Genomic DNA, 25497 nt, shown 5'->3' on the forward strand with positions numbered 1-25497 from the left:
TCCGCGCGCAGCTACGGCATCGCCGATCGCTCGATCACGATCAACGTCGTCAATGCGATCCCGTCGACGACGCTCGCGTTCGGCAACGCGGCGAGCCAGAGCGGCTCGTTGCCGCAGGCGTCGCAAGCGCTGGTTGCAACCGGGCAATCGACCGCCGTCAGCGCGTCGAACAGCTGGGGCGATTGCACGGGATCGTTCAACCTCGGCGGCGGTGATGCATCGTTCTCGATCTCGTATACGCATCCGTTCGGATCGCAACCGACCACCGTCAGCGTGACGCCGTCGGCCGGCTACGTGTCGGGCGCGGACGCCGCCACGTTTCCCGGCCACGACTCGGTCGCGAATCTCAACCTGTATCGCGGCGTCGCGACCGCGAACGGCGCCTGGGTCGTCCCGCTCGCGCAGCTCGCGACGCCGCCGACCAACAACTGCCAGGATTTCGCGAACAGCATGTTCGGCAGCAACGTGCGCACGGCCGCGGCGATCCAGTCCGCCTACCAGAGCACCGGCCCGCTCGGCTACGTGCCGCCGGCCGACTTCACCGGCGGTCAGCTTGCGGGTTTCGTTGCGCAATGGGTGCAGCGCTGGCAGAACGGCGCGTCGTATGGCGTGCTGCCCGGCGCCGATGCGCAGCTCGTCGATGCGCTGAAGCAATATGTCTCCACGGCATCGAGCGCCGGCCCGTTGACGATGTGGGTACCGCAGATCGCGTGGCAGGCCGGCTCCGATCCGGCCGTGTTCGCGTTGACAGGCTATCGCGCGTTTCCGTTCGTCGACGCGCAAGGCAACTGGATCGCGGACACGCTGTCCGCGTTCCTGACGCTGCTGGCGGCCGGTTCGCACCTCGTCGCGATCAGCGCGACGAGCGACCTGCCGGCGGGCGTCACGATGCAGGCGTTCGACAGTTTCATGGGGGCGAGCGGGCTGACGACGTCGACGGATATCGGCAATTCGCACTACGCGTCGGTCGTGAATACGACGGGCCGTTATTACCTGAGTGTCGGCAGCGATTTCGCGCCGACGAACTGCGGGCTGATCCTGTCGTTCCTGTACGGACGCACGGTGAACAACCTGCTCGCGGGCGCCGGCACGTACAACACGTTCATCCAGCTCGAAGGCTGGCAAGCCGGTGGTTCGCGTCACAACGCCGACTACGCAACGTATCAGCAGACGCTGTGGAACATCTCGACGTACGGCGCGTCCGCGTACAGCGAGAAGCGTGCGACGTCGATCTTCCTCGCACCGGCCGGCTGGACGCCGCAGATCTATCAGACGACGCGGATGATGCCGTACGTCGGCGCCTACGCGCAGTCGAACGGCACGCCGCAGGGCTGGCTGAACACGTCGCTTGTGACGATTCCGGCGGACGCGCCGCCGCTGCCGTCGAAGTATGTGCTGAGCTGAGTTGAATGGGCAGGCAGGCGTTTCGGGTGCGGGGCCTCTCGCCTGTTTCGCTGCTTGCCTGCCTCGGTGTGCGTCGGGCGTGCGCCGTCGTCGGCTGCTGGTTTCGCCGTCAACGCGCCGCGTCGTCGGCACGCTTTCGCGTGCGCGTTCTTCGCTCGTCTCGTTGCGCGGCCGGCGCCGTCTTGGCGCCGCGTAGCGGGGCCCGGCGCGCGAGCACCGTCATCTCCCGCCTCAGCGCATCGAGCTCCTTGCCGCGCGCCGCATCGGTCGCCTGCGCGCCGTCGAGTTGCCCCTGAAGGACACCGCATCGATGCAGCGCGTCGCCGAGTTGCGCTTGCAGCGCGGCGATGTCTTTGCGGTGCTGCGCATCGCGTTGTTCGGCGCGCGATGCCGTGGCATCGAGTTCCTTTTGCAGCCGCGCGGCCGCGAGCCGCTCGCGATCGATCTCCTGAAGCGCCCGCTTCTCCGAGGCGCGCAAGCGTTCCTCGGCCCGGCCCGCGTCGTCACGCAGCCGGTCGAGCTGGGTGGTGAAATCCGCACGAGCCTGCACGAGTGCGCGATCGCCTTCCGTGTTGTCGGCCTTCAGGCGTTCGATATCCGATTGCAGCGCGCGCCGTGACGCGTCGTCCGCCGCCCTCACCTGCTCCAGTTCCTGAATGCGCACCTGCGCGGTCAGCAGTGCGGCCGTGCGTTGTTCCAGCGCGGTTTCGGTACGGCCGAGTTCGGCCTGCAGCGCGGCGACTTCCGCGTTCGCCGCCGCCCGCTCGGCTTCGACTTCCGCGCGCAGTGCGTCGAGCGCGGAGGCCGCTTCGGTGCTTGACCGACTCCACAACGTCGCGACCAGCTCGCCGGCTGCCGCCTGCAGATCGGCCGGCAGGTCGGGATGCTCGATACGGACGCGACTCTTTTCCCGCAGTTCGGCCCAGAACTCCCCGAGGACGGCCGTCGGTGTGCTCATGCTCCCCTTGCGAACGAGCTGGTACAGGCGGTTCGCGGTGGGCGTGATGCCGAAACGGAAGAACAGCAGCGCGCAGGCTTCGCGATACAGCTCGCGGGTTTTCGGGAAGTCGGCCTTGAGGCGCTCGATTTCGGCGGTCAGGCGGGGTTCGTCGGCAGCGAGATCGGACATGGCGGGTTTCGTCGGTGATTTCATCAATAATATAACGTAAACCGTTAAATATCCAATCATCGCGGTCTAATGATTTGACATTATTTCTATAATGTTGAGATAGAAGGATGCCGGTGCGGCGCGCGGAATCTCGGCTGTTCTTGTGCACGACCTTGTAACCGCCTCCCCTCGTGAGGGATCGGGCGGCATGACCCAAGCGTTACCCAGTCGGGCTCGGCGGCTTCACGGCGCGCTCTTGGGTGTGGATCGGGAGGTGGATCGGCGGTTTGAACACGGTAGCGCTTGCCGGATAACTGGCGACTACGGCATTCACATCCGCGCTGACGGAACGGCGGCGACGGTCGTTGGATCGCTGCAGGCGCAGCATTTCCGCATGCTGGACGGCGGTCAAACACCCTTGGCAAGCGGAATGGCATATCCATCACCGCCGAGCCATCCCCCGTTCAATGTCGCTCGCGGCAGGATCGTTCGAGACGCGATCCCGGAGAGCGAGCAAGGTCGGAAGTGCCCGAGACGATTACGTGCAGCTGAGAAAGTGACGTGACTGGAGACACACCCACGACGGCCACATGTCCGCCGTGGTACTCGATCCGGGAATATTCAGAACCCCGGGAGCGACATCGAATGCGGAACCTGACCGGAGAATGCCGGTACCTTCTCGTGCTCGAGGAGCCAGCGCTTCCGGTCCAGGCCCCACGCATACCCCTTCAGATCGCCGTTGCTTGCGATCACCCGGTGGCACGGCACCACGATCGCGACAGGATTGGCGCCATTGGCTGCGCCAATGTCGATCGCGGCGCGGGGGTCTTCAAAGCCCAGTTCCTTCGCGAGTTTTCCGTATGTCGTCGTCGTGCCCGGCGGAATGCGCCTCAAGGCGCTCCACACGCGCTGCTGCAGATCGGTGCCGACCGTTGCGGTCGGCACCGCGTCGATAGCGGTCAACTCACCCGCAAAATATCGGTCGATGGCACGCTCGATCACTTCCGGCGCCGGGCGGCTCGTGACTTCGGTCACCCCATATCGTTCGCGCAGACCACGATTCAGACGCGTGGCGTGGCTGGCAAACTCGAGTGCGCGAATTGCATCCTGGGTATCGGTGACAAGCAACATGTCACCCATCGGGGTTTCAAGACGACTCTGAAAAAGCTGCATGATTCGCTCCCGATCGAAAGCACGTTACGGTGCACCTACTGTATCTGTATGAAGCCTCAGCCGAACTCCGGCTCTTGCGCTCTCATTCGTGTTCTTCCGCGTGCGTTCCGATGCTACTTCGCGTCGTGGAAAATAACGCCGAGCGTACGCCGCTCGCCGCGGCGCAAGCGGCTCACGCCGTGCCGGAGCACGGCTCGATAGAATCCCCGCGACGACTTTACCGGCCGATGGTTCACCGCAAGAACGACCGCGTCGCCTTGCCGAAGCGGCACCACCTCGGCCCGGCCCGGCTTCTTCGGATCGCTTTCGGTCAACAAGAGCTCGCCGCCGTCGAAATCCCGCCCGGGTTCGTCGAGCAGGAAGATTGCCTGCAACGGGAACACGAACTCGCCGTAAAGATCCTGGTGCAGGCAGCAATAGTCGTTCTCGCGATAGCGCAGAAGCAGTGGCGTCGGCCGGGTCTGCCCTGCGTTGCGACACACGGTCTGGAATTCCGAAAGCGTCGCAGGAAACCGGGTGTCTATCCGCATCAAACCATGCCAGCGGTTCGCAATGGGCGCCAGACGCGAATAAAGCGATTCACGCAGTTGACCGACGATATCGGGCAGCGGTCGCGCGAAATACTTGTATTCGCCGCGGCCGAACGCGTATCGCTCCATCACGATGCGGCTGCGAAAGCGCGCTTCCTGAGGAAAGTAGCCGGCTACCTCGATGCAGAGCGACGGCGCGAGCAGTTTGGGAAGTACCGCGTACCCGTCGTGCGTCAGGTCTCGCTCGAATGCCGCCCAATCGATCGCCGCGATCCTGGCGTCGACCGACGTGTCGGCTGATTCCTCGTCGACATCCACAGGATCGGCGTCGAACAACAGCGTTGCCTGTCGGGTCATGCGTGCGACTCCTTGGTGCGTGTTTTATTTGAATGCGATGCCGTGGCCGCCTTCCACGCCGTGTACTTTTCCGGCAGGCAGACTGCGCACGGACGATAGCCGGCCGCTACAGCGGTCGCTTCGTCTTGAAAGAACACGCGATGTTTGACGTATTCGCCACGCGCGATTGCCCGCAGCGCGGACCGGCAATCGAGCCGGCCGTAGATACGGTTGCGTCGATGCCCGCCGAGTGTGCCCGGCACGTCGCTGTCGTACGGCTTGCCGTCTCGGCCGATCAGTTTGAATTGCCTGGATGGCGTCACGTTCGCTGTCTTCCAGCTCGTCAACGGGCATTGTGAAACGACAGCTCGACGCCAAGTCGCTCACCGCCGCGAACGCGGCTGATCGCATGCTTGAGATTGACGCGGTAGTAGCCCTTGGTCCCCTTGAAGGGGCGCTGCGCGGTGCTGATGATCGCGGCATCCCCCAGCGTGAGCGGCACAACCATCGGGCGCGACTGCATGCGCGGGCGCTGCTCGGTGAGCACACATTCCCCACCCGTGAAGTCCTTTCCGGCTTCACTCAGCAGCACGACGACCTGCATCGGAAAAACGTGCTCGCCATCGCTGCTCTGATGCAGCGCCAGATGATCGCCGGCGCCGAGTCGGTTCAGATGAGACAGGGGTTGGCTTTGCCCGTCATCGCTGTTACGCCGCAGGAATGCGTTCAATTCCAATGGATATCGATACTCGACACCCAGGATCTCGTTCCAGCGATTGGCGATGGGGGCAAGATCTCGATACAGCGCGGCACGCCAGGACGCCAGCGGCTCCGGCAGTTGCGCACCGAAGCGCAAGATTTCCCCGCGCCCCAACTCGAGCGAATCGAGCGACACGCGGCGCCCCACCCCGTCCTCGCTGATCTGGCGTGCGAGTTCACGGGCCTCGTCGCGATCGAATGCACCGGGCAGCAGCGCGTATCCGTCGGAATCGAGTTGCGCGCCGATGTCGATCCAGTCCGGCGCGGCGCAGCTGATGGCAGTTTCGGTCATGTTGAAAGTCATGTTGGGGTTTGAGTTCGGCGCGCTCGAGATTGGGCTTCGCGTCGCAGGCGCTCGCGTTTGCGGTCGACGCCTCGTCGGTATGAAAAGGAATACCTCGAATTTACATGCGACAGCCCCGAGCCGAACTCCATTTCTTGCGGTAGTACTCGCGTACCGCGATGCGATTCACCAACCGGGAAATCGTGCGATCAACCTGATCCAGATCGTCAGGCAACCGGCGTCGTGCATGTAGCGCAATGCCTCGCTCGCGCGCCACGTGCACGGTACCCGTCGTAACCAAATGGAATCGGCTCCGGACCGGTACATCCACACGATCGTCGCCGCCATCATTTGTTGCTCCGGGGCCATCGCGCGAAAACCGGCCCGCCACGCGGCCATTTCTGCCGGATGGTGTTCCCCGGATCGCTCGTCGTAGGCAGCCGGGCAGATACCCCGATGGAAGTCCCCCTGGCTGCTGGAACAGAACAGCCGCGACAGTCTCAATTCGGTGATCGCCTGCTTCAGGACGGTGAGGAAGTGGGCCGGTGTTCTCATCGCTCTGACGTGCGTTTCGCCGGCCAACGCCTCCAGCGACAGCGCCGCGTGTTCGTCGAGATCCAGCGATCGAGCAACCAGCCGGTCCAATCGCGTTTCGTCCATCGGCGTCGGAATTTGAGCCTGTGCGTGCAGCACGTGCAGGATCGCCTCTACGTCGCTGTCAGTCTTTTCGCACTCGGTGATGAATTGAGAATCGATGTTCAACACTTCCGGTCTTTGACTTTGTGAACGGGTAATCGCATCCGCTACGTGTGCGATTCGCTTTCTCGTCGAGAACGATATCGGTTGGAGGCGAATGATTCGATCCGTTTCTTGCTGCCTAATTTTCCCGTATCGACGCCGTGAAAGCGGACGACGATTCGTTGAATGGAACGACAAGAAACGAATAGAAGTGCGCATGTTCGATCGCTATCGTTCGTTCCGAGCGGAGCCACTCCGTCTCTCTATCAACCGAGATCACCAAGGAGTCGAACATGTCGAAGGAAGACGATAACAAGGCAGTCGTCGGTCGCTGGTTCACGAATTTCTGGGGCGAGAAATGCGACCTCCGCATCGTCGACGAAATTGCGGCGCCGGACATGCTGCTGAAGTACTCGCTTCATGAGCCGCGCCGTGGCCGTGAGGATATCAAGGCATTCATGATCGACTTCCGCGCGGCTTTCCCGGATCTCAACTTCTGGGGTGTCACCGATCTGATCGCCGAAGGCGACTACGTGGTCGGTCAGTGGGAAGGTGGCGGCACGCACACGGGCCCGGCCTTCAGCGACTTCCTGATCGGGTCGCTGCCTGCCTCGACCGGCCGGCGGATGCACTTCACCGGGACCACGGTCCTTCGCCTGAAGGATGGCCTGATCGTCGAAGAGCTCGGCCTCGATGACGGTGTGACGGCACTCACGCAACTCGAGCTGATCAAGAAAGCCTGAGCGCGGACACGGTCGGTTCACCGGTCGGATATTGGCCGTAGCAAACCACGAGCACGGATCGGCTCAAGCCGATTCGTGCATTTTTAATGCGCGAATGGTAACGGGAGTGCGCTGACCCATCCGTCATCTCCGCCCCGACCCGCCCTCTCGGCAAACGCCGCTGCAATCGCCGCAAAGGCCGTGACCATTGAGCGCTCATGCCGGGCATGCTTGCCGCCGCCGCCCGGGATGTCGTGCGCCGCGTTGCAGGACGGTGCACCGGAATCGGGCCCGGTCCGAGCCGCGTCCGCCGCTTGTCATTTACCTGCCACCGTCGACCGGTAGCGTTCGGGGCTGACCCACGCTATCGACAGACGAATCCGCCATGCAGCGCACGTCGCGCGCCACGCCCCACGTTTATGCGGCCACGTCCCGCGCCCTCGCCGTCAGCCTCGCGATCAACCTGCTGCTGCTCGCCGTCGAGACGGTCGCGGCGTGGTCCGCGCATTCGTCGGGCTTGCTTGCGGACGTCGCGCACGCGGCGATCGATCTCGCGGCCGATGCGCTGATCCTCGTCGCGTGCCGGCTCGACGCGCGCCTGCCGCCGGATCGGCGCCCGACCTACGAACCGCTCGCGCTCGCCGGCCTCGGCGCGTTGCTCGCCGCGACGGGCGCGCAGATGATCTGGCACGCGATGACCCGGTTCGATACGCCGCCGGTCGTGCAGCCGGTCGCGACGACGCTCGCGCTGGTCGCCGTGACGCTCGCCGGCAAGGCCGCGCTGTCGTACTGGATGCTGCGCAAGGCGCGCGAAACGGGTTCGGCGCTGCTCGAGGCGAGCGGCTGGCATGTTCGTACCGATGCGTTGTCGTCGTTGCTGGCGGCGCTTGCGATGAGCGCGGCGCTGGTCGGTTTCGGCCGTCTCGACGACGTGGCCGCGCTTGCGATCGGCGCACTCGTGATCCGCACGGGCGTTGGGTTCATCCGGCGCGGCTGCGCGCAGTGGCCTGCGCTGGCGGAGTGGGCGAACCGTTCGACGCGCGGGTCGTGAACGCGGGCGACATCGTCGGGCATTGCGCCGACGTGTGAACCCTTCCAATACCCACTATCGGTGATCGGCCGGGCGGAATGACAAAGAGGCTCGCGTCGTGCGAGCCTCTTTTGCGTGATGTCGTCATCGGCCCCCATGCCGATGAATCGCCAGACGAATGCGCCCGGTTCCGATGGTGTTCGGTATCGGCCGCCGCTTACCCGAGCGGCACCACACTCCCGAGCAGGATCCGCACGAGCGTCGCCTGGCGCGTGACGCCTGTCTTCGAGAAGATCGCACGCAGGTGCGTGCGCGCCGTGTTCTTGCTGATCCCCGATTCGTCCGCCGCTTCCTCGAGCGTCAGCCCGTTCGTCAGCAGCAGCGCGAGCGACGTCTCGGCGGGCGTCAGGTCGAACAGCTTGCGGATGATTTCCTGCGCGCCCTGCGGCTTGCGGTCGGGGTCGCGCAGGAACAGCGTGACGGCCGGCCGCCGCTTGTTGTCCTCCGACCAGTCGGACAGCAGCACCGTGCGCACCAGCAACCCGAGGCGCGGCTTGTCGAAGCTGCGCGTGATCGGCATCGCCTCGACCGTCGCCGCGGCCGTGCCGTGGTGCCCCATCACCGCGTGGCGGATCAGCCGCTTCAACGTGCGGTTCTCCTGCGCGTCGGTAGCCTCGATCGTGCCGCGCGCAATCGTCAGACCGTTGTTCTGCTTGAGGATCTCGTCGGCGACGCTGTTCATGTCGATGATCGTGCCGTTCTCGTCGAGCGCGATCGTGCCGACCTGCATCCGGTCGATCGCGTTCGCATAGATCGACCGTTCGACCTCGGCCGAGTCGAGCCGCGAATGCAGTTCGATCGCACGCTTCAGGTGCGGCAGCAGCAGCGCGCAGATCGCCTTGTCGCGCGCGGAGAACTGCTTCGACGCATGGTTGCGGCACACGCGGAACCGGCACTCGACGCCCGATGGCGTGCGCAGGTCCGCGCCGAGGATATAACGCACGTCCTGCGGCTTCAGGAACTGCTTGTACAGCTCGCTCGACAGCCAGCCCGTGTCGCCGAACACGTCGTCGACCGTCACCACGCGATCGGCCGGCAGGCCGACGAACGGGTCGAGGGAATAGTAGTAATCGTTGTAGGCCGCCTGGCCGTCGCCGGGGACGACCGGGCCGAATTCCGATGCGTGCACGGACAGCGGCGCGCGGCGGTCGCTCGCGGCCGCACGCAGGATCAGCGTCACGTAGTTCGCCTGCAGCCAGCGGCGGACGAGTTCGAGCGCACCGGCCCACGGCGGCGTCTCCAGTGGCCCCTGGTAGATGCGTGCCATCAGCTCGCTGAAATCCGCGACGCCGACATCGGCCTCGTCACTTGTTGCCTGGCTCTCTTGCGGAGCCCATCTCGTCTCCATCAGCACGCTCCATCCTCCATACGACATGTTTCCAGTGCGACTCGATCTCGCAACCATGATTAGGACGCGTCTAAATTCCGGCGTCATCGGGGGGATTCACTGAATAGTGAGAATTGGCCATCCGGGCGGGCGAACCATCGTCCAATCGGATGATGTGGCGCACTGCCCGCTGCGCTGGAATGCCCGACAGGCCGTGCCGGCAAGCGTCCGGCCCGGACTCAGGGAAAACCGCGACACGGGTTTACCTGATTCAGACCGCATCCGATTCAGACAGGAGTTCCCATGCCGCTCGACCCTCAGGCGCAGGCGCTGCTCGCCGCGTTTGCCCAAGCACCCGCGATCGATTTCGCCCAGCTCACCGTTCCCGCCTACCGTGCGAGCCTCGCCGCGGGCGGCGCCTTCGCGCCCGGCGACGCCGTCGCCGCCGAGGAGGACTGGCAGATTCCCGCCTCGGGCCGGCAGTTGTCCGCGCGGCTGTATCGGCCCGAGGCCGACGGGCCGTTGCCGCTGACCGTGTTCTTCCACGGCGGCGGCTTCGTGTCGTGCGGCATCGATTCGCACGCGAACCTGTGCCGCAGCCTCGCGGCACGTGCGCGCACGCTCGTGCTGTCGGTCGACTACCGGCTCGCGCCCGAGGCGCACTTCCCGGCGGCCGCGCACGACGCGTGCGATGCCGTGCGCTGGGCCGCCGCCAGTGCGCGCGATCTCGGCGCGCGCCCCGGCGCGGTGGCCGTGGCCGGCGACAGTGCCGGAGGCAATCTCGCGGCGGTCGCCGCGCTGCAGTTGCGCGGCTCGGGCATCGGCATCGCGCATCAGTTGCTGCTGTATCCGGTCGTCGATTGCGCGACCGAGCATCCGTCGTATGAATCGCTCGGCGACGGTTATTTCCTGACGGCGGAGATGATGCGCTGGTTCAAGCACCATTATTTCGACGCCGGTGCCGATCGCGCGTCGCCGCTCGCGAGCCCGCTCGCCGCGCCGGACGTCGCGGGCGCGGCACCGGCGACGATCGTCAGCGCCGAATTCGATCCGCTGCGCGACGAGGCCGAAGCGTATGCGCTGCGGCTCGCGCAGGCCGGCACGCCGGTGACGCTCGTGCGCTGGCCCGGCCAGTTGCATGGTTTCGCGAGCATGCTCGGCGCCGTCGATGCGGCCGATCGCGTGCTGACGTTCGGCGCCGACGCGCTGCGCCGCGCATTCGACGCGACGGAGGCACAATGACGCTCGCCGGCACGCTGGAGATCGTCGACGAGCTTCGTGCGGGGCGGATGGTCCTGCTCGTCGACGAAGAGGATCGCGAGAACGAAGGCGATCTCGTGATCGCGGCCGATCACGTGACGCCCGACGCGATCAATTTCATGGCGCGCTTCGGGCGCGGGCTGATCTGCCTGACGCTGACCGCCGAACGCTGCGAGCAACTGCGGCTGCCGCCGATGGCCGATCACAACGGCACGCCGTTCGGCACCGCGTTCACCGTCAGCATCGAGGCGGCCGAAGGCGTGACGACCGGCATTTCGGCGGCCGACCGTGCGCATACGATCCGCGCGGCGGTCCGAGCGGGCGCCCGCCCCGACGATCTGGTGCAGCCCGGCCACGTGTTCCCGATCGCCGCGCGCCCGGGCGGCGTGCTGGTGCGCGCGGGGCACACCGAGGCTGGCTGCGATCTCGCGGCGCTCGCCGGGCTTACGCCCGCGTCGGTGATCTGCGAGGTGATGAACGACGACGGCACGATGGCGCGGCTGCCCGAGCTGAAGGCGTTCGCCGCGCTTCACGGGCTGAAGATCGGCACGATCGCCGACCTGATCCACTACCGCCGCGAGCACGAATCGCTCGTCGAACGCATTGGCGAGCGGCCGCTGCATACGCCGTGGGGACAGTTCCGCGCGATCGAGTATCGCGATACCGTGCACGGCGCGCCGCATCTCGCGCTCGTGCGCGGCGAACCCGATCCGGCGACGCCCGTGCTGACGCGCGTGCACGAATGCCATTCGCTGCTCGACCTGCTCGACGCGGAGCCGTCCGCGCATTCGTGGCCGCTGCACGCCGCGCTGCAGCGGATCGATGCGGCCGGCTGCGGCGTTGCGGTGCTGCTCGACTGCGACATGCGCGGCGACGCGATGCGGATGCCGGCCGCCAATGCGCGGCGCGACGGGCGCGTGACGGGGATCGGGTCGCAGATCCTGCGCGACGTCGGCGTGCGGCGGCTGAACGTGCTGTCGAGCCCGTTCCGGCTGCCGGCGCTGTCGGGGCACGATCTGGAGATCATGGCGTTCATTCCGCTCGGGGACGACGATCCGGAAAGCGCGCGGGGTGCGCACGCGAACCCGCTGCGGGCGGCTTGATGTTCGGATGACGGGCGGGCGTCGTGTGCGGCGCTCGCAGGCAGGATGGCCGGCCGGTTTTTCGCGTAACAGGCTATCGTTTGTTTTTGTTGGATACAGTCTCGGATTTGTATTTTGACGATACATACCATAGACTGTATTTTCAGATTACAAACGATCGCCTGTCATCTCGCGGAGCGCCCGATGGCCTTTCCTGTCCAGACCCTGACCCAGTTGCGCCCGATACTCGTCGGCTTCCGGAAATCCGCGGGGCTCACGCAGGCGCAATTGGCCGCCCGCCTGGGCGTCACGCAGCAATCCTATGCGCAGCTCGAAGCCAACCCGGCGGCGGTCAGCATCGAACGGCTTTTCAAGGTGCTGAACACGCTCGGCGTTCGCATGACTCTCGATCTGGGCGCGCAGGATGAATCGGTGGAATCGGTTGAACCCCAGGCCGAGGCCGATGCCGGGCCGGCGGCTCGCAAGCCGGCCGCGAAAAAGCGCATGCCGGACCCGGCGCGCGGCGCCACGGCGGCAACAGCCGCCAAAACCAAAACCACGACCGGCGCCGCGCGGAAGCGGCCGGCGACGGCAACGCCGGGCAAGCCGCGGGTCTCGAAACGGGAGGACTGGTGACGATGGCTACGCGCGTCCGTCACGACCGCCTCGACCTGTGGATGAACGGCATTCCGGTCGGCTACTGGGAAGTCCGGCGCGGCGTCGAGCGTCTCGTCTACCTGCCGGGCTGGCTCGACGATCGCCAGGGGCGGCCGCTTTCGCTGTCGCTGCCCTTCACGCCCGGCAACCAGCCGCACCAGGGCGCGATCGTCGCCGACTACTTCGACAACCTGCTGCCGGACAGCGAGCCGATCCGCCGCCGTATCGCTCAGCGCTACCGGCTCGGATCGACGGCGCCGTTCGAACTGCTCGCGTCGATCGGGCGCGATTGCGTGGGCGCGATCCAGATGCTGCCGCCCGGCGAGACGCCCGTCGATCTCGAGGCGATCGACGGCGTGATGCTCGACGACGCGGCCGTCGCCGACGTGCTGCGCCACGCGACCGCCGCGCCGCTGCCCGGCCACGCAGAGCCGGAAGGCGACCTGCGCCTGTCGATCGCCGGCGCGCAGGAAAAGACCGCGTTGCTGCGCCAGCGGAACCGCTGGTTGCGGCCGTCGGGCAGCACACCGACCACGCACATCTTCAAGCTGCCGCTCGGGCGTGTCGGGAACATGCAGGCCGACATGCGGACGTCCGTCGAGAACGAATGGCTGTGCTCGAAGCTCGTCGCGGCGTATGGCCTGCCGGTCGCGCCGTGCGAGATCGGCCGGTTCGACGACCAGAAGGCACTGATCGTCGAGCGCTTCGACCGGCGTCCTTCGCGAGACGGCACGTGGATCCTGCGGCTGCCGCAGGAGGACATGTGCCAGGCGACCGGCACGCCGTCGGGCGCGAAATACGAATCCGACGGCGGCCCCGGCATCGAGACGATCATGGGCATCCTCGCGAATTCGGCCGAAGCCGCGCACGACCGGATGAACTTCTTCGTCGCGCAGCTCGTGTTCTGGGTGCTCGCGGCGATCGACGGCCATGCGAAGAACTTCAGCATCGCGCACCTGCCCGGCAACACATACCGCAGCACGCCGCTGTACGACGTGCTGTCCGCGCATCCGATCATCGGCACGCGCCGCAACCAGCTGCCGCCGCGCCGCGCGCGGCTCGCGATGGCCGTGAGCGGGAAGAACCGGCACTACGTGATCGGCGAGATCCAGCCGCGTCACTGGATCGCGCAGGGCCGGCGCGTCGGCCTGACCGAAGACGACGTGCGCGCCGCGATGGCGGCCGTCGCCGCGCGCACGGAACCCGCGATTGCCGAAGTCGCTGCGCGGATCCCGGCGGATTTTCCGGCGGACGTGGCGGACGCGATCTTCGACGGCATGCGTCGGCAGAGCCGCAAGCTCGGGGCTGGCGATTCCGCGTGACGTTTCGGCGGGTTCGGTTTCAGTTTCAGTGCGTCGTCTCGGGGCTTTGGCCGGGTTGCGGTGCTCTGACGCGTTGAATCGACGGTTCTTCCGGGTCGGACCGGGGCATGCGCCGCGACGCCGAGATCGGACGCTGCCGACGATTCATCCTTGCGAACAGCGAAGCTACGCTTGCGCGGGAATTTCAGACGGTTCTGCATGAAAGTCTCGTCCACCCGGACGATGCGCGCCCGTACCACCGCCGCACAATGATCGCCGTGCCCATTCCCGACGCCCGCGCCCTCATGGATTCAGCCGACCTCACGACCGCGTTCAGCCCGCTGCAGATCGGCCCGCTGACGCTGCGCAACCGCCTGATCAAATCCGCCACCAACGAAGGCATGACGCCGAACGGCGTGCCGTCGAGCGCGCTCGTCCGTTTTCACGAGCGCATTGCCGAAGGCGGTGCCGCGCTGACGACCGTCGCGTACTGCGCGATCAGCGACGACGGCCGCACGTTCGTCGACCAGGCGCAACTCGATGTGCCGACGGTCCGGCAATTCCGCGCACTGACCGACGCCGTCCATCGCCACGGCGCGGCCGCATCCGCGCAGATCACGCATGGCGGCTGCTTCACGTTCCTGCCTTCGTTGTCGACGAAACGCCCGTTGAGCGCATCGGGCGGCTTCAACAAGGTCGGCGTGATGAGCGGCCGCTTCCTGAAGCAAGCGATGACGCGCGACCAGATGTCGGCGGTCGCCGACGAATTCGCGCAGGCGGCGCGGCATGCGCGCGACGCCGGCTTCGATGCAGTCGAGATCCACATGGGGCACGGTTATTTGCTGAGCCAGTTCCTGTCCCCGCTGTACAACCGCCGCCGCGATGCGTACGGCGGCGACGCGGCGCGGCGCGCGGCGTTCCCGGTCGAGGTGCTGCGTCGCGTGCTCGATGCGGTGGGCCGCGATCTCGCCGTGGTCTGCAAGATCGGCGTGACCGAGGGCGTGCGCGGCGGCGGAACGGCCGACGACGCGTGCGAAATCGCGCGGCGGCTCGAAGCCGAAGGCGCACACCTGCTCGTGCTGAGCGGCGGGATGAACGTCGAATCGGTGTGGCAGCTGTTCGGCAGTCCGCTGCCCGGCGACGCGCGTGCGAACGCCGACAACGCGATCGTGCGCGCCGCGATGGCGCTGCAGAAGCTCACCGAGCCGAAGATGGGCGCGTTTCGCGAGATGTATTTCCTCGAACATTCGCGCAAGGTGCGCGCAGCGGTCCGGATGCCGCTCGCCTATCTCGGCGGCGTGCGTTCGCGCGAAAACGTCGAACTGGCGATGCGCGAAGGATTCGACGCGGTCGCGCTCGCCCGGGCACTGGTGTTCGAGCCGGGTTTCGTCAACGACCTGCGTGACGGCCGGCTCGCGCAGTCAGGCTGCACGTCGTGCAACCGCTGTGTCGTGTCGATGTACACGCCGGGCGGCACGGCGTGCGTGTTGCGCGAACCGAACGATCCCGCGCCGAATCGGGTGCCGGCAGCCGGCGCGTGAGGTTTGATGTATGACGCGTGACGCGTGATGCGGGCGCCGTGGCCGATCAGCCCGCGTCGCGCGCGCGGGCGAGCGCTGCGAGGTTCCCTTCCCCGAACCCGTGGTGCCCCTTGCGCTGCACGATCTCGAAGAAGATCTCGCCGGGCCGGCGCTTGACGAAGGTCTGGAAGAACAGGCGCGGCACGCCGTCGCTGCCGATCTCGCCGTCGACCAGCACCGCGCGGCGGCGCAGCGCGTCGAGATCGACGCCGTGCCCCGGCAGCCGCGCATCGACGTCGTCGTAATAGCGTGCGGGTGGCTCGATGAATTCGACGCCGTTCGCGCGCAGCGCATCGACGCAGGACAGGATGTCGTCGGTGGCGAGCGCGACGTGCTGCACGCCCTCGCCCGGATGGTCGGGCAGATACGCGTGCATCAGCTCGGTGCGCCGCGTGCCTTCCTCGTAGACCGGAATCCGCACCGCGCCGCACGGCGACACCATCACGCGCGAATCCTCCGACACATGCCAGTGCGCGTCGATTTCATGGATCTCGCGAAAGTGCAGCAGATCGTGGTAGAAATCCAGCCACTCCCGCATGCGCCCCGCGCCGACCGTTTGCGTGAAATGGTCGACCTGCTGCAGGCCGACGCCCACGCAGTCGAGATCGGTATGCGCGGTCGCGATGTCGATCGGCCGGAAATCGATGTCGAAGATCGAGATGTCGCCGACGCCGCCAAGCTGGCCGTCCTTCCCGCGCCAGCGATCGACGAAATAGAGATGCGAATCGCCGATGCCCTGGATCGCCGGGATCTTCAGCTCGCCGACGCCGACCCGCTCGCCCTCGAACGCCCACGCGCCGAGCTCGATCGCACGCTCGAACGCGCGTCGTGCGCTGGCCACGCGCAGCCCGATCGCGCAGACGCCCATCCCGTACTCCTCCGCGTAGCGCGCGGCGAACGATTCGGGCTCGGCGTTGATCAGGAAATGCATCTGCCCTTGCCGGTACAGCGTGACGTTCTTGCTGACATGCCGCGCGATCGCCTTGAACCCGAGCTGCTCGAAGCGTTGCGCGAGCGCTTCCGGCACAGGCGCCGCGAATTCGACGAATTCGAGGCCGGCCATCCCGAGCGGATTGGCGGCCGGATCGGCGACGGGCGGCGTATCGCTGGACAGGGGGTGGGAATTGCCGGGCATTCCAGTCTCCGGGGGCATGCGGTCCGTGGGGATGACGCCCGTTGCGTGCGGCATGCGCGGCCGATGTGGCGGCCGGGCCTCCGCCCCGAACGGGCGAGTTTTCGATGCTGCAGATTTTAACCAAATCGTTCACGGCGGCACACCCTGGCCGAACGGGATATCGTCGCACCGCCTAGTGCAAACCCGGAAAGCGTTCGATAATCGCACGGACTTGAACGATAATCGCGCACTTTGTCCGATTGGCCAATTGCCGCCGTACGGCGCGCGCCCTATTCTCCGTTCACCCATCGACTTCAATGCAGCATCGGACGCGGCGCCGCCACGATCAACGATGCGCCGTACCAGGAGACACCGCAATGACCCCAACCTTCGACACCCTCGACGCCGCCGCCGGCGCCCGCGCGCGCAGCCAGGCCCGCAAGGCCGCGATCGGCAGCTTCGTCGGTGCTGTCGTCGACTGGTACGACTTCCTGCTGTACGGGATCGTCGCCGCGCTGGTATTCAATTCCGAGTTCTTCCCGAAAGTCAGCCCGACGATGGGCACGCTCGCGGCGTTCGCGACGTTCGGCGTCGGCTTCCTGTTCCGGCCGCTCGGCGGCGTCGTGTTCGGCCACTACGGCGACCGGCTCGGCCGCAAGCGGATGCTCGTGCTGACCGTGATGCTGATGGGGCTGTCGACCGTCGCGATCGGCCTGCTGCCGGCATTCTCGACGATCGGCTGGTGGGCGCCGGTGCTGCTGGTGCTGATGCGCGCGGTCCAGGGTTTCGCGGTCGGCGGCGAATGGGGCGGCGCGGCGCTGATGGCCGTCGAAAGCGCACCGAAGCAAAAGAAGGCGTTCTACAGCAGCGGCGTGCAGGTCGGCTACGGTGTCGGGCTCGTGCTGGCCACGGGCATCGTGTCGATCCTGAGCCACACGCTCGGCGAGGCCGCGTTCAAGTCGTGGGGCTGGCGCCTGCCGTTCGTGTTCAGCATCGTGCTCGTGCTGATCGGGCTGTGGGTGCGCAAGAACATGGACGAGTCGCAGGAGTTCGTCGAGAAGGTCGAACACGGCAACCGCAAGCTGCGCCTGCCGGTGCTGGAAGCGCTGACGCGCCATCCGAAGGCGTTCCTGCTGATCATCGCGCTGCGGCTCGCCGAACTGTTCACGATGTATATCGTCACCGCGTTCGCGCTCAGCTATTCGACGACGAACCTCGGCATGTCGCGCGACCTGTTCCTGAACATCGGGCTGCTGGTCGGCGCGGTGAGCTGCGTGACGATCCCGTGCTTCGCGTGGCTGGCCGACCGCTACGGCCTGCGCCGCATCTACCTGATCGGCGCGCTGATCGGGCTCGCGTCCGCGGTGCCGTTCTTCGTCGCGCTCGAGGCGCGGTCGATCGCGTGGATCGTGATCTTCTCGATCCTGCTCGCGAATGCCGCGCACGACATGGTCGTGAGCGTCCAGCAGCCGCTGTTCACCGAGCTGTTCGGCGCCGAATACCGCTACAGCGGTGCGGGCGTCGGCTACCAGTTCGCGAGCGTCGTCGGCGGCGGCTTCACGCCGTTCATCGCGGTCGGTCTCGTCAGCGTGGCTGGTGGCTCGTGGCACCTCGTCGCCGGCTATCTCGCGGTGGGTTGCCTGATCTCGCTGGTGGTCGCCTCGCGGATGCGGGCGGCGCAGTGACGACCTGACCGGATGGCTGGCCCGACTCGCGGCCGGCCATCTCTCCGCACGTCGGCCGGCGGCCGCACATCCGCATCGCGGGCGCGACGTCAAACACTGTCAGTTACGCGCGCCAATCCCCCATTTCCCCTCTGAACATTCCACGCCGCCCGCCGACCAATGGCATCATATGGGCCTACGTCAGTCACCGATACGCCCCCATATCATGTCGAATCTCATCGTCCACGGCGGCACTCCGCTGCGCGGGGACATCAAGCCGTCCGCGAACAAGAACGCCGTCCTGCCGATTCTGTGCGCCACCCTGTTGACCGATCAGCCGCTGCGCCTCATCGGCGTGCCGGACATCACCGATGTGCGCAAGATCCTCGACATCTTCCGCACGCTCGGCAGCGACGTGTCGGTCGACTTCACGACGGGTCTGCTCGAGCTCCACCATCGCAACACGAAGTTCGATCCGGCTGTCCACCGCCTGCCCGAGGCGATGCGCTCGTCGATCATGCTGATTCCGCCGCTGCTCGCGCGCTTCGGCGTCGCGCGTCTCGAGAACGACGTGAAAGGCTGCACGCTCGGCGTGCGCGAGATCGATCCGCACGTCGAGGTGTTCGAGCGTTTCGGCGCGCACATCGAGCGCACGTCCGATTCGCTGATCGTCCGCACCGACGGCCCGCTGACGGCCAACGATCACTGGTTCGACTACGCGTCGGTGACGACCACCGAGAACTTCGCGCTGTGCGCGACGACGGCGAGCGGCACGTCGACGCTGATGAACGCGGCGTCCGAGCCGCACGTGCAGGAGTTCTGCCAGTTCCTCTCGATGATCGGCGTCACGATCGAGGGCATCGGCACGTCGCGACTCTGCGTGACGGGCGGCGGCAAGCTCGGCGGCGGCGAGTTCCGCTTCGCCGAGGATTTCCACGAGATCGCGACGTTCCTCGCGCTCGGCGCGATCACGGGCGGCGACATCACGGTGCGCAACTCGTCGCCCGAGCATTTCCCGCTGATCGACCGCACGTTCGCGAAGTTCGGCGTGAACGTCACGCACCGCGACGGCTGGTCGCGCGCGGAGCGCGACGGCCCGCTGCGCGTGCGCCGGCCGTTCACGCAGAACATCCTTACCAAGGTCGAAGCCGCGCCGTGGCCGTACCTGCCGGTCGACCTGCTGCCGATCTTCATCGCGCTCGGCGTGCGCGCGGAAGGCAGCGCGATGTTCTGGAACAAGGTCTACGACGGCGCGCTCGGCTGGTCCGGCGAACTGTCGAAGTTCGGCGCGCACGTGCTGCTGTCCGATCCGCACCGGCTGATCACGTTCGGCGGGCTGCAACTGACGCCGGCGCGCGTCGAGAGCCCGTACATCATCCGCGTCGCGATCGCGCTGCTGATGGTGGCCGCGAGCATCGAAGGCCGCTCGGAAATCATGAATGCGCTGCCGATCCGCCGCGCGCATCCGCACTTCGTCGAGAACCTGCGCTCGGTCGGCGCGAACGTCGAGTGGACGAGCAGCGAGTAAGACCCTGACGGGTGCGGCGCGCGTGACGCGGGCGCCGCACTCACCCGGCGGCTTCGACAAGCCGCCGGCCAACTCCTCTGGCGTTACTCGCCTGCCCCGCAGTCGGCTATGAGCACCAGGAAATCGACGCGCGTCGCCCAGACTGATCGCGGTGTGCCTGCCGGTAGCGCGCCCGGAACTCTCGACGTTCAGGCGAACGGATTTCGCAGCACCGGACCGCCTTCCACGCGCAGGCCGTCGTGCATGTCCTCGGTGTACAGGGTCTCGCAGCCCTCGAGCGACGCGGCAGCGACGATGCACGCGTCATAGAAGGACAAGCCATGCCGCTCGGCCAGCCTTCGCGCCAGGTCATGCGTATCGATCGTGACCGGTACGACATGGCACAAGCTCTTGATCGGCTCCAGAAACTGCCCGACGTCGCTCCACGGCATCCGCAGTTTTCGGCTGCAAACGCTGGCGACTTCGTTCAGTACCTGGACGCTGATGGTGGGCCGCCGCAGGAACAGCGACTCCGCCCGATTCGCCTTGGTTTCGTCCTCGGACAGCAAATAAAGCACGACATTGCTGTCGACGAACGATTTCGCCGACTCAACCCCGCTCATTCGCATCGTCCCGGCTGAACTTGAAATCGGCGGGCAGCTTGCCCCTGAATTTCCGCAACCGTTGCAGAAGCTCATCGGCCCTCGGCTTGCGACTGACGGCAAAAACGCGCGGACCATCGACCACGATTTCGATATCGTCCCCTTCGCGGAGCTCCAGTGCATCAACGACACTGGCGGGAAGGCGGACGGCCAGGCTATTGCCCCACTTTGCCACTTGCATACGCACCTCCTTGGATATACATGGTCGATTGTATATCTTCCGTATCTCACCTGCAAAATCGGGGCGTCACGCACGCATCGGAAGCCGCCGCCGGTCGGATCGCGCGATAATCGCCCAATTCCGCGCGATCACCGCCCGCAATCGCTCAGTTCCCGACGCTCCCGACGATGAAAAAGCCCGAACTCGACCGACGCGACTGGATTGCCGGCCTCGAAAAAGGCCTGATGATCCTGGAAGCCTTCGACAGCCAGCACGCGCGCATGACGCCCACGCAGGCCGCCGCGCGCACCGGTCTCACGCGCACGGCCGCGCGGCGCTACCTGCTGACGCTCGAATCGCTCGGCTACGTGTACACCGACGGCAAGCTGTACGGCCTCACGCCACGCGTGCTGCGGGTCGGCTGGTCGTACTTCGATTCGGCGCGCCTGCCGCGCACCGTTCAGCCCTATCTGCAGCAACTGAGCGCGTCGCTAAACGAATCGGCATACGTGAGCGTGCTTGACGGATGGGAACTGGTGTTCATCGCGCGCAACGGCGTGTCGCGCGTGATGACGACCGGCTTCGTGCTCGGCGCGCGCGTGCCGGCGCCGCTCACGTCGCCGGGCGTCGTGCTGCTCGCCCATCATCCTGATCGCGAAGCCGTGCGCGCATGGCTCGACGACACCGAACTGCCGCCGTTCACGCCGCACACGATCACCAACAAGGCGCGCCTGCTCGAACAGGTCGACCACGCGCGCGACGCGGGTTTCGCGGCGATCGAACAGCAATTGCAGGTCGGCGTGCGCGGGATCGCGGTGCCGCTGAAGAACCGTCACGGCGAAGTGGTCGCCGCGCTGAGCACGAACATGCCGATCGGCACGGAGACGACCGATGCCGCCGTGCGGCGCGTGCTGCCGCACCTGCAGGAAGCCGCGCTCGCGATGCTCAACGTGTTGTAGGAACCTGCGAAGACGGTGCATCCGCACGGCGGAAGCGATTGCGCGGCTTCAACTTCACCCTTACCCGATCCGCCACCAGCGCGGCAGCAGATCGCGCACTTCGCGGCGCCGGTAACGGTCGTCGATCAGATGCACGACACCTTCGTCGTGCTCGGTGCGGATCACGCGCCCGGCCGCCTGCACGACCTTCTGCAGCCCCGGATACAGGTACATGTAGTCGTAGCCGTTGCCGAAGCGCGCGTCCATCGCGCGCCGCATCTGCTCGTTGACGTCGTTGACCTGCGGCAGCCCGAGCGTCGCGATGAATGCGCCGATCAGCCGCTCGCCGACCAGGTCCACGCCTTCCGAGAACGCGCCGCCCAGCACCGCGAAACCGACGCCGCGCCCGCCCGCATCGAAGCGCGCGAGAAACGCGTCGCGTTCGCTTTCCGCCATGCCGGGCGCCTGCGCCCACACGGGCACGTCCGGATGGCGCGTCTGCATCAGCGCGACCACCCGCCCCAGGTAGTCGAAGCTGCTCAGGAACCCGAGGTAGTTGCCGGGCCGCGTCGCATACTGCGCGGCGATCAGGTCCGCGATCGGTTCGAGCGAGCGGTCGCGGTCGCGCCAGCGCGTCGACACGTGGCTCGCGACACGCACCGTCAGTTGCTCGGCGCGGAACGGCCCGTCGACGTCGAGCCAGCCCGTATCGCCGGGCAACCCGAGCGTGTCGCGGTAGAAATGGAACGGGCTCAGCGTTCCGGAGAACAGCACGGTCGCGCGCGCGGCTTCGTAGCGCGGCGCAAGAAACGCGGCCGGGATCACGTTGCGCACGCACAGCGTCGACTGGACGCGGTGCCGGCGGCGCGCCGACGCGACGCCGTCGAGCGCCGGCTGGCGCGGCATCGGTTCGCCTTGCAGCGTCGCGTCGAAGATCGACGCACTGTCGAATGCGTCGGCGAGCACGCCGAACTGGATCGCCTCGAAATGAAACCGCAGCAGCGCGTCGCCGTTCGCGCGCGGCGCGTCGGTCAGGTGTTCGCCGATCGCCGCGACGAGGTTCTGCACGGCCGACACGATCGGGCCCGGAACGTCCGGATACGCGGCATAGCGCTCGGCCTGCGCGCGATTGACCGTGCCCCACGCGCGGGCGAGCCGGTCGAAGGCCTTGCGCAGCGCGGCGGGCGCGGCTTCGCGCGCGGCCGCGAACGCGAACGGATCGAGCGACGCGCTGTACATCTTGCGCGCGCGATCGAGCAGGTTGTGCGCCTCGTCGACGAGCACGCCGACGCGCCACTGATTCTGCTGCGCGAGCGTGTGCAGCATCGCGCTGCCGTCGTAGTAGTAGTTGTAGTCGCCGATCACCATGTCCGACCAGCGCGCGAGCTCCTGCGCGAGGTAGTACGGGCAGACGTCGTGCGCGAGCGCGGCAGCACGCACCGTGTCGCGATCGAGCAGCCCGGCGCCGATCGCCGCGTCGCGCGCGGCCGGCAGCCGGTCGTAGAAGCCTTGCGCGAGCGGGCACGATTCGCCGTGGCACGCTTTGTCCGGATGCTCGCACGCCTTGTCGCGCGCGACGAGCTCCAGCACGCGCAGCGGCAGCGCGGGCGTGCCGGCGCCGAGCGTCGTCGCCGCTTCGAGCGCGAGCGCGCGGCCGGGCGTCTTCGCGGTCAGGAAGAACACGTGGTCGAGCTCGCCCTCGCCGCACGCCTTCAGCAGCGGGAACACGGTGCCGAGCGTCTTGCCGATGCCGGTCGGCGCCTGCGCCATCAGGCAGCGCTCGTCGCGCGCGGCACGATAGACGGACACCGCCAGCTCGCGCTGGCCGCTGCGGAACTGCCCGTGCGGAAACGCGAGCGCGCGCAGTGCGGCATCGCGCGCGGCGCGATGGGCCGTCTCGCGCTCGGCCCAGCCGACGAAACATGCGCATTGCTCGGCGAAGAACGCCGCGAGCGTGCTCGCGTCCAGCTTTTCCGTCAGCACGGTCTCGCGCTCGGACACGATGTCGAAATACACAAGCGCGACGTCGATTTCGGCGAGACCACGCGCGTCGCACATCAGGTGCGCGTAGACCTTCGCCTGCGCCCAGTGCAGCGCGCGGTGGTTGGCCGGCATCGCGTCGAGGCTGCCGCGATAGGTCTTGATTTCCTCGAGGCGGTTCGACACGGGATCGTAGCCGTCCGCGCGACCGCGCACGGTGAGCGTGCCCCACGTGCCCGTCAGCGCGATCTCGGTTTCGTAGCGCGCGCCGCGATTCGACGTGACCGCGCCGTGGCCGGCGATGCCTTCGAGCGCGGTCGGCGCGGGTGTGAAGCGCAGGTCGAGATCGCCGCGCCGCGCGGTGAACTCGCACATCGCCCGCACCGCGACGACGTAACTCATGCGGACAGTCCCGCCGCTTCGGCCTGCGCGACGCCCGCGCCGGCCCACTCGACATCGACGACGCGCACCGGAATGCCATGTGCGACGCAATACGCGAGCCAGCGCGTCTGGTTGTCCTGCAGCCGGTCGCCGGGGCCTTTCACTTCGATCAGCTCGTAGCGGCGCTCGCCGGGCCAGAAGCGCACGAGATCGGGCAGCCCCGAGCGGTTGCTGCGGATGTCCGCGAGCAGGCGCGTGAACCACAGCCGCAAGTGCTCGGGCGGCAGGCAGTCGAGCGCCTCGTCGAGCAGTTCGTCGGTCAGCACGCCCCAGAACACGAACGGCGACTGCAGCCCCGCCTTCGTCGCGAAATGCCGGCGGATCGTATCGCGATATGCACCCGAATCGAGTTGCGCGAAGCATGCGGCGAACGCGTCCGCACGGCGCGCAGCGAAATCTGGCGCATGCAGGTCGGCCGGGCCGCGCTGGAACGGATGGAAAAACGCGCCGGGCACGGCCGCGAACACGGGCTCCCAGCACAGCAGCCCGAACAGCGAATTGATCAGCGTGTTCTCGACGTAATGGACCGGCGAAGCCGGCTGCGCGAGATGGTCGCGCACCGCGAACTCGACGCTGACGAACGCATCGGGACGCGCAAGCACGAGCGTCTCGCGCGGCACGTCCGCCGCGGCGGACGCACGTTCGACGCGCTGGCCCAGGCGGCGCTGCAGGCGTGGCAGCATGCGCTCGACGCGCTGGCGCTCCTCGTCGCTCTCGAAGCCGCCGCGCGCATCGAGCGCCAGCGCGAGCGCGTCGTCGTCGCGCCCGCAGCGCTCGAGCACGCGGATGCGCCGATGGCGGCTGCCGGGCCACGCGCTGCGCGCGTACGCGTCGAGCGCGGCGGTCCAGTCCGCCCGACGCTCGCACGTCTGCCCGAGCGCGAACAACAGCTTCGCGCGACGCGTCGCGAGCCACGGCTGCGCGCAGTCCACTGCATCGATCGCGCGCACCAGGTCGTCGAACGGCAGATCCTCCGGCCAAACGTCGAGTGCGTCGCGGCACATGTTCAGCGCGAGATACGCATCGACGTCGCCACGCTGCTGGAATGCGCGCGACGACGGCGCGATCGGCACGCTTTCGTACTGGAACACGCCGAGATCGGCGAGCACGAACTCGCTCCAGTCCTGATGGAGATTGCCGAAGAACATCAGGCGCAGCCGGTCGCACAGCGCGCCGACCATCACGCGCAGCACGACGTCGCCGGCCTGCGCGCACCATGCGTCGAGCGGTTGCGCGACGTCGTGCGCGGGCCGCAGCCGTTCGAGCCATTCGGGCTTGCGCTCGCCCGCATGCGCGGCGAGCGACGGGAAGATGCGCAGCAGATCGGCCTTGGTCGACAGCGCGAACAGTTCGTCGAGCGTCAGTGCGGGTGCCGGATCGACCCAGCCGAGTTCGATTAGCGGCGCGGCCGCATCGAGCGCGCAGCCGATTTCGTCGTATACGAGCTTGCTGGCACGGAAGTCGGACCCGTTGCGCATCAGCATCCGCACGAGGAGCGCACGGGACGCCTGCGGCAGCGTCGCGAAATGCCGGACGAACGCGTGCTCGTGCGCGTCGAACAGGTCGTCGTAACGCGCGCCGAGCCAGGCCAGCGCGCGTTCGAAATTGGTCAGGTAGTAAAACGCCGGGGGCGTCGGCGAAACAGGCGTCACGGAGTTTGATCACTGTACATTTGTACAGG

Annotated in this window: 24 protein-coding genes; 11 read left to right on the plus strand and 13 right to left on the minus strand. The window is 67.0% G+C overall.

Translation table 11 applies throughout. The annotated features are described in order from the left end of the window. Positions 1-11 precede the first annotated feature (11 nt). Complete coding sequence (locus ACTRWB_RS09605; RefSeq protein ID WP_446901726.1) at positions 12-188, minus strand: hypothetical protein; 177 nt, start codon at positions 186-188, stop codon at positions 12-14. An 85-nt stretch (positions 189-273) separates the two neighbouring features. Between ACTRWB_RS09605 and ACTRWB_RS09610 the strand changes: the two genes are divergently transcribed. Beyond that, positions 274-1404 carry a hypothetical protein gene (locus tag ACTRWB_RS09610; protein ID WP_446901727.1) on the plus strand — a complete coding sequence of 377 codons (1131 nt, stop codon included), beginning with the start codon at positions 274-276 and terminating at the stop codon, positions 1402-1404. A 109-nt stretch (positions 1405-1513) separates the two neighbouring features. Here ACTRWB_RS09610 and ACTRWB_RS09615 read toward each other — a convergent pair whose 3' ends face one another. The 6 genes from ACTRWB_RS09615 to ACTRWB_RS09640 form a co-directional block, all read right to left on the minus strand. Then, entirely contained in the window at positions 1514-2533 is a 1020-nt protein-coding gene (locus tag ACTRWB_RS09615; RefSeq protein WP_446902038.1) for a DNA-binding protein, read from the minus strand. Positions 2534-3133: 600 nt separating this feature from the next. Further along, complete coding sequence (locus ACTRWB_RS09620; protein WP_446901728.1) at positions 3134-3685, minus strand: methylated-DNA--[protein]-cysteine S-methyltransferase; 552 nt, start codon at positions 3683-3685, stop codon at positions 3134-3136. 113 nt (positions 3686-3798) lie between these two features. Next, the gene (locus ACTRWB_RS09625; RefSeq protein ID WP_446901729.1) at positions 3799-4572 is read right to left on the minus strand and encodes a 2OG-Fe(II) oxygenase; all 774 of its coding nucleotides are present in this window, start codon (positions 4570-4572) and stop codon (positions 3799-3801) included. After that, positions 4569-4898 (minus strand): Ada metal-binding domain-containing protein, encoded by a 330-nt coding sequence (locus ACTRWB_RS09630; protein WP_446901730.1) that lies wholly within the window; start codon positions 4896-4898, stop codon positions 4569-4571. Before ACTRWB_RS09630 ends, ACTRWB_RS09625 begins: the two co-directional genes overlap by 4 nt. Then, positions 4895-5602: a 2OG-Fe(II) oxygenase gene (locus tag ACTRWB_RS09635; RefSeq protein WP_446901731.1), complete on the minus strand. Its 708-nt coding sequence runs from the start codon at positions 5600-5602 to the stop codon at positions 4895-4897. Before ACTRWB_RS09635 ends, ACTRWB_RS09630 begins: the two co-directional genes overlap by 4 nt. A 177-nt stretch (positions 5603-5779) precedes the next feature. Then, on the minus strand, positions 5780-6355 hold the full coding sequence (locus tag ACTRWB_RS09640) for a hypothetical protein (protein ID WP_446901732.1): 576 nt from the start codon (positions 6353-6355) through the stop codon (positions 5780-5782). Positions 6356-6624: 269 nt separating this feature from the next. Here ACTRWB_RS09640 and ACTRWB_RS09645 point away from each other — a divergent pair, with 269 nt between their 5' ends. Together ACTRWB_RS09645 and ACTRWB_RS09650 are read left to right on the plus strand one after the other, a co-directional pair. Then, positions 6625-7074 (plus strand): ester cyclase, encoded by a 450-nt coding sequence (locus tag ACTRWB_RS09645; RefSeq protein WP_446901733.1) that lies wholly within the window; start codon positions 6625-6627, stop codon positions 7072-7074. 364 nt (positions 7075-7438) lie between these two features. Then, on the plus strand, positions 7439-8104 hold the full coding sequence (locus tag ACTRWB_RS09650; protein ID WP_446901734.1) for a cation diffusion facilitator family transporter: 666 nt from the start codon (positions 7439-7441) through the stop codon (positions 8102-8104). A gap of 196 nt (positions 8105-8300) precedes the next feature. Here ACTRWB_RS09650 and ACTRWB_RS09655 read toward each other — a convergent pair whose 3' ends face one another. Further along, positions 8301-9491, minus strand: coding sequence for a helix-turn-helix transcriptional regulator (locus ACTRWB_RS09655; protein ID WP_129514887.1), 1191 nt, complete (start codon positions 9489-9491; stop codon positions 8301-8303). A 282-nt stretch (positions 9492-9773) separates the two neighbouring features. Here ACTRWB_RS09655 and ACTRWB_RS09660 point away from each other — a divergent pair, with 282 nt between their 5' ends. The 5 genes from ACTRWB_RS09660 (at position 9774) to ACTRWB_RS09680 (ending at position 15311) form a co-directional block, all read left to right on the plus strand. Further along, a complete protein-coding gene (locus ACTRWB_RS09660; protein WP_446901735.1) occupies positions 9774-10712 on the plus strand; it encodes an alpha/beta hydrolase in 939 nt (312 codons plus the stop codon). Continuing rightward, on the plus strand, positions 10709-11833 hold the full coding sequence (gene ribBA / locus ACTRWB_RS09665) for a bifunctional 3,4-dihydroxy-2-butanone-4-phosphate synthase/GTP cyclohydrolase II (RefSeq protein ID WP_446901736.1): 1125 nt from the start codon (positions 10709-10711) through the stop codon (positions 11831-11833). Before ACTRWB_RS09660 ends, ribBA begins: the two co-directional genes overlap by 4 nt. Positions 11834-12016: 183 nt before the next feature. Next, entirely contained in the window at positions 12017-12448 is a 432-nt protein-coding gene (locus ACTRWB_RS09670) for a helix-turn-helix domain-containing protein (RefSeq protein WP_446901737.1), read from the plus strand. A 2-nt stretch (positions 12449-12450) separates the two neighbouring features. Next, positions 12451-13791: a type II toxin-antitoxin system HipA family toxin gene (locus ACTRWB_RS09675; RefSeq protein WP_446901738.1), complete on the plus strand. Its 1341-nt coding sequence runs from the start codon at positions 12451-12453 to the stop codon at positions 13789-13791. A gap of 284 nt (positions 13792-14075) precedes the next feature. After that, entirely contained in the window at positions 14076-15311 is a 1236-nt protein-coding gene (locus ACTRWB_RS09680; protein WP_446901739.1) for an NADH:flavin oxidoreductase, read from the plus strand. A 46-nt stretch (positions 15312-15357) separates the two neighbouring features. Here ACTRWB_RS09680 and ACTRWB_RS09685 read toward each other — a convergent pair whose 3' ends face one another. Beyond that, positions 15358-16485, minus strand: a complete 1128-nt coding sequence (locus tag ACTRWB_RS09685; RefSeq protein WP_343493858.1) for a 4-hydroxyphenylpyruvate dioxygenase family protein — start codon at positions 16483-16485, stop codon at positions 15358-15360. Positions 16486-16841: 356 nt separating this feature from the next. Between ACTRWB_RS09685 and shiA the strand changes: the two genes are divergently transcribed. Both shiA and ACTRWB_RS09695 read left to right on the plus strand, forming a co-directional pair. Then, on the plus strand, positions 16842-18149 hold the full coding sequence (shiA, locus tag ACTRWB_RS09690) for a shikimate transporter (RefSeq protein ID WP_446901740.1): 1308 nt from the start codon (positions 16842-16844) through the stop codon (positions 18147-18149). 205 nt (positions 18150-18354) lie between these two features. Next, positions 18355-19656 (plus strand): UDP-N-acetylglucosamine 1-carboxyvinyltransferase, encoded by a 1302-nt coding sequence (locus ACTRWB_RS09695; RefSeq protein WP_446901741.1) that lies wholly within the window; start codon positions 18355-18357, stop codon positions 19654-19656. A gap of 188 nt (positions 19657-19844) precedes the next feature. Here the strand turns inward: ACTRWB_RS09695 and ACTRWB_RS09700 are convergent, their stop codons facing one another. Both ACTRWB_RS09700 and ACTRWB_RS09705 read right to left on the minus strand, forming a co-directional pair. Next, a complete protein-coding gene (locus tag ACTRWB_RS09700) occupies positions 19845-20258 on the minus strand; it encodes a PIN domain-containing protein (RefSeq protein WP_446901742.1) in 414 nt (137 codons plus the stop codon). Next, positions 20245-20478, minus strand: coding sequence for an AbrB/MazE/SpoVT family DNA-binding domain-containing protein (locus ACTRWB_RS09705; RefSeq protein ID WP_193100563.1), 234 nt, complete (start codon positions 20476-20478; stop codon positions 20245-20247). Before ACTRWB_RS09705 ends, ACTRWB_RS09700 begins: the two co-directional genes overlap by 14 nt. Before the next feature lie 167 nt (positions 20479-20645). Between ACTRWB_RS09705 and ACTRWB_RS09710 the strand changes: the two genes are divergently transcribed. After that, positions 20646-21416, plus strand: coding sequence for an IclR family transcriptional regulator domain-containing protein (locus tag ACTRWB_RS09710; RefSeq protein WP_072436791.1), 771 nt, complete (start codon positions 20646-20648; stop codon positions 21414-21416). A 60-nt stretch (positions 21417-21476) separates the two neighbouring features. Here ACTRWB_RS09710 and ACTRWB_RS09715 read toward each other — a convergent pair whose 3' ends face one another. Together ACTRWB_RS09715 and ACTRWB_RS09720 are read right to left on the minus strand one after the other, a co-directional pair. Continuing rightward, positions 21477-23777, minus strand: a complete 2301-nt coding sequence (locus ACTRWB_RS09715; protein ID WP_446901743.1) for an ATP-dependent DNA helicase — start codon at positions 23775-23777, stop codon at positions 21477-21479. Next, positions 23774-25468 carry a VRR-NUC domain-containing protein gene (locus tag ACTRWB_RS09720; protein WP_446901744.1) on the minus strand — a complete coding sequence of 565 codons (1695 nt, stop codon included), beginning with the start codon at positions 25466-25468 and terminating at the stop codon, positions 23774-23776. Before ACTRWB_RS09720 ends, ACTRWB_RS09715 begins: the two co-directional genes overlap by 4 nt. Positions 25469-25497: the final 29 nt, after the last annotated feature.

Source organism: Burkholderia sp. YIM B11467 (genome assembly GCF_052952715.1).

Bases quoted from the DNA above. Each gene is read 5' to 3' on its own strand.
- ACTRWB_RS09615 (WP_446902038.1), bottom strand. From the start codon at position 2,533: ATGTCCGATCTCGCTGCCGACGAACCCCGCCTGACCGCCGAAATCGAG.
- ACTRWB_RS09620 (WP_446901728.1), bottom strand. From the start codon at position 3,685: ATGCAGCTTTTTCAGAGTCGTCTTGAAACCCCGATGGGTGACATGTTG.
- ACTRWB_RS09625 (WP_446901729.1), bottom strand. From the start codon at position 4,572: ATGACCCGACAGGCAACGCTGTTGTTCGACGCCGATCCTGTGGATGTC.
- ACTRWB_RS09635 (WP_446901731.1), bottom strand. From the start codon at position 5,602: ATGACCGAAACTGCCATCAGCTGCGCCGCGCCGGACTGGATCGACATC.
- ACTRWB_RS09645 (WP_446901733.1), top strand. From the start codon at position 6,625: ATGTCGAAGGAAGACGATAACAAGGCAGTCGTCGGTCGCTGGTTCACG.
- ACTRWB_RS09650 (WP_446901734.1), top strand. From the start codon at position 7,439: ATGCAGCGCACGTCGCGCGCCACGCCCCACGTTTATGCGGCCACGTCC.
- ACTRWB_RS09655 (WP_129514887.1), bottom strand. From the start codon at position 9,491: ATGGAGACGAGATGGGCTCCGCAAGAGAGCCAGGCAACAAGTGACGAG.
- ACTRWB_RS09660 (WP_446901735.1), top strand. From the start codon at position 9,774: ATGCCGCTCGACCCTCAGGCGCAGGCGCTGCTCGCCGCGTTTGCCCAA.
- ribBA (WP_446901736.1), top strand. From the start codon at position 10,709: ATGACGCTCGCCGGCACGCTGGAGATCGTCGACGAGCTTCGTGCGGGG.
- ACTRWB_RS09670 (WP_446901737.1), top strand. From the start codon at position 12,017: ATGGCCTTTCCTGTCCAGACCCTGACCCAGTTGCGCCCGATACTCGTC.
- ACTRWB_RS09675 (WP_446901738.1), top strand. From the start codon at position 12,451: ATGGCTACGCGCGTCCGTCACGACCGCCTCGACCTGTGGATGAACGGC.
- ACTRWB_RS09680 (WP_446901739.1), top strand. From the start codon at position 14,076: ATGGATTCAGCCGACCTCACGACCGCGTTCAGCCCGCTGCAGATCGGC.
- ACTRWB_RS09685 (WP_343493858.1), bottom strand. From the start codon at position 16,485: ATGCCCGGCAATTCCCACCCCCTGTCCAGCGATACGCCGCCCGTCGCC.
- shiA (WP_446901740.1), top strand. From the start codon at position 16,842: ATGACCCCAACCTTCGACACCCTCGACGCCGCCGCCGGCGCCCGCGCG.
- ACTRWB_RS09695 (WP_446901741.1), top strand. From the start codon at position 18,355: ATGTCGAATCTCATCGTCCACGGCGGCACTCCGCTGCGCGGGGACATC.
- ACTRWB_RS09700 (WP_446901742.1), bottom strand. From the start codon at position 20,258: ATGAGCGGGGTTGAGTCGGCGAAATCGTTCGTCGACAGCAATGTCGTG.
- ACTRWB_RS09705 (WP_193100563.1), bottom strand. From the start codon at position 20,478: ATGCAAGTGGCAAAGTGGGGCAATAGCCTGGCCGTCCGCCTTCCCGCC.
- ACTRWB_RS09710 (WP_072436791.1), top strand. From the start codon at position 20,646: ATGAAAAAGCCCGAACTCGACCGACGCGACTGGATTGCCGGCCTCGAA.
- ACTRWB_RS09715 (WP_446901743.1), bottom strand. From the start codon at position 23,777: ATGAGTTACGTCGTCGCGGTGCGGGCGATGTGCGAGTTCACCGCGCGG.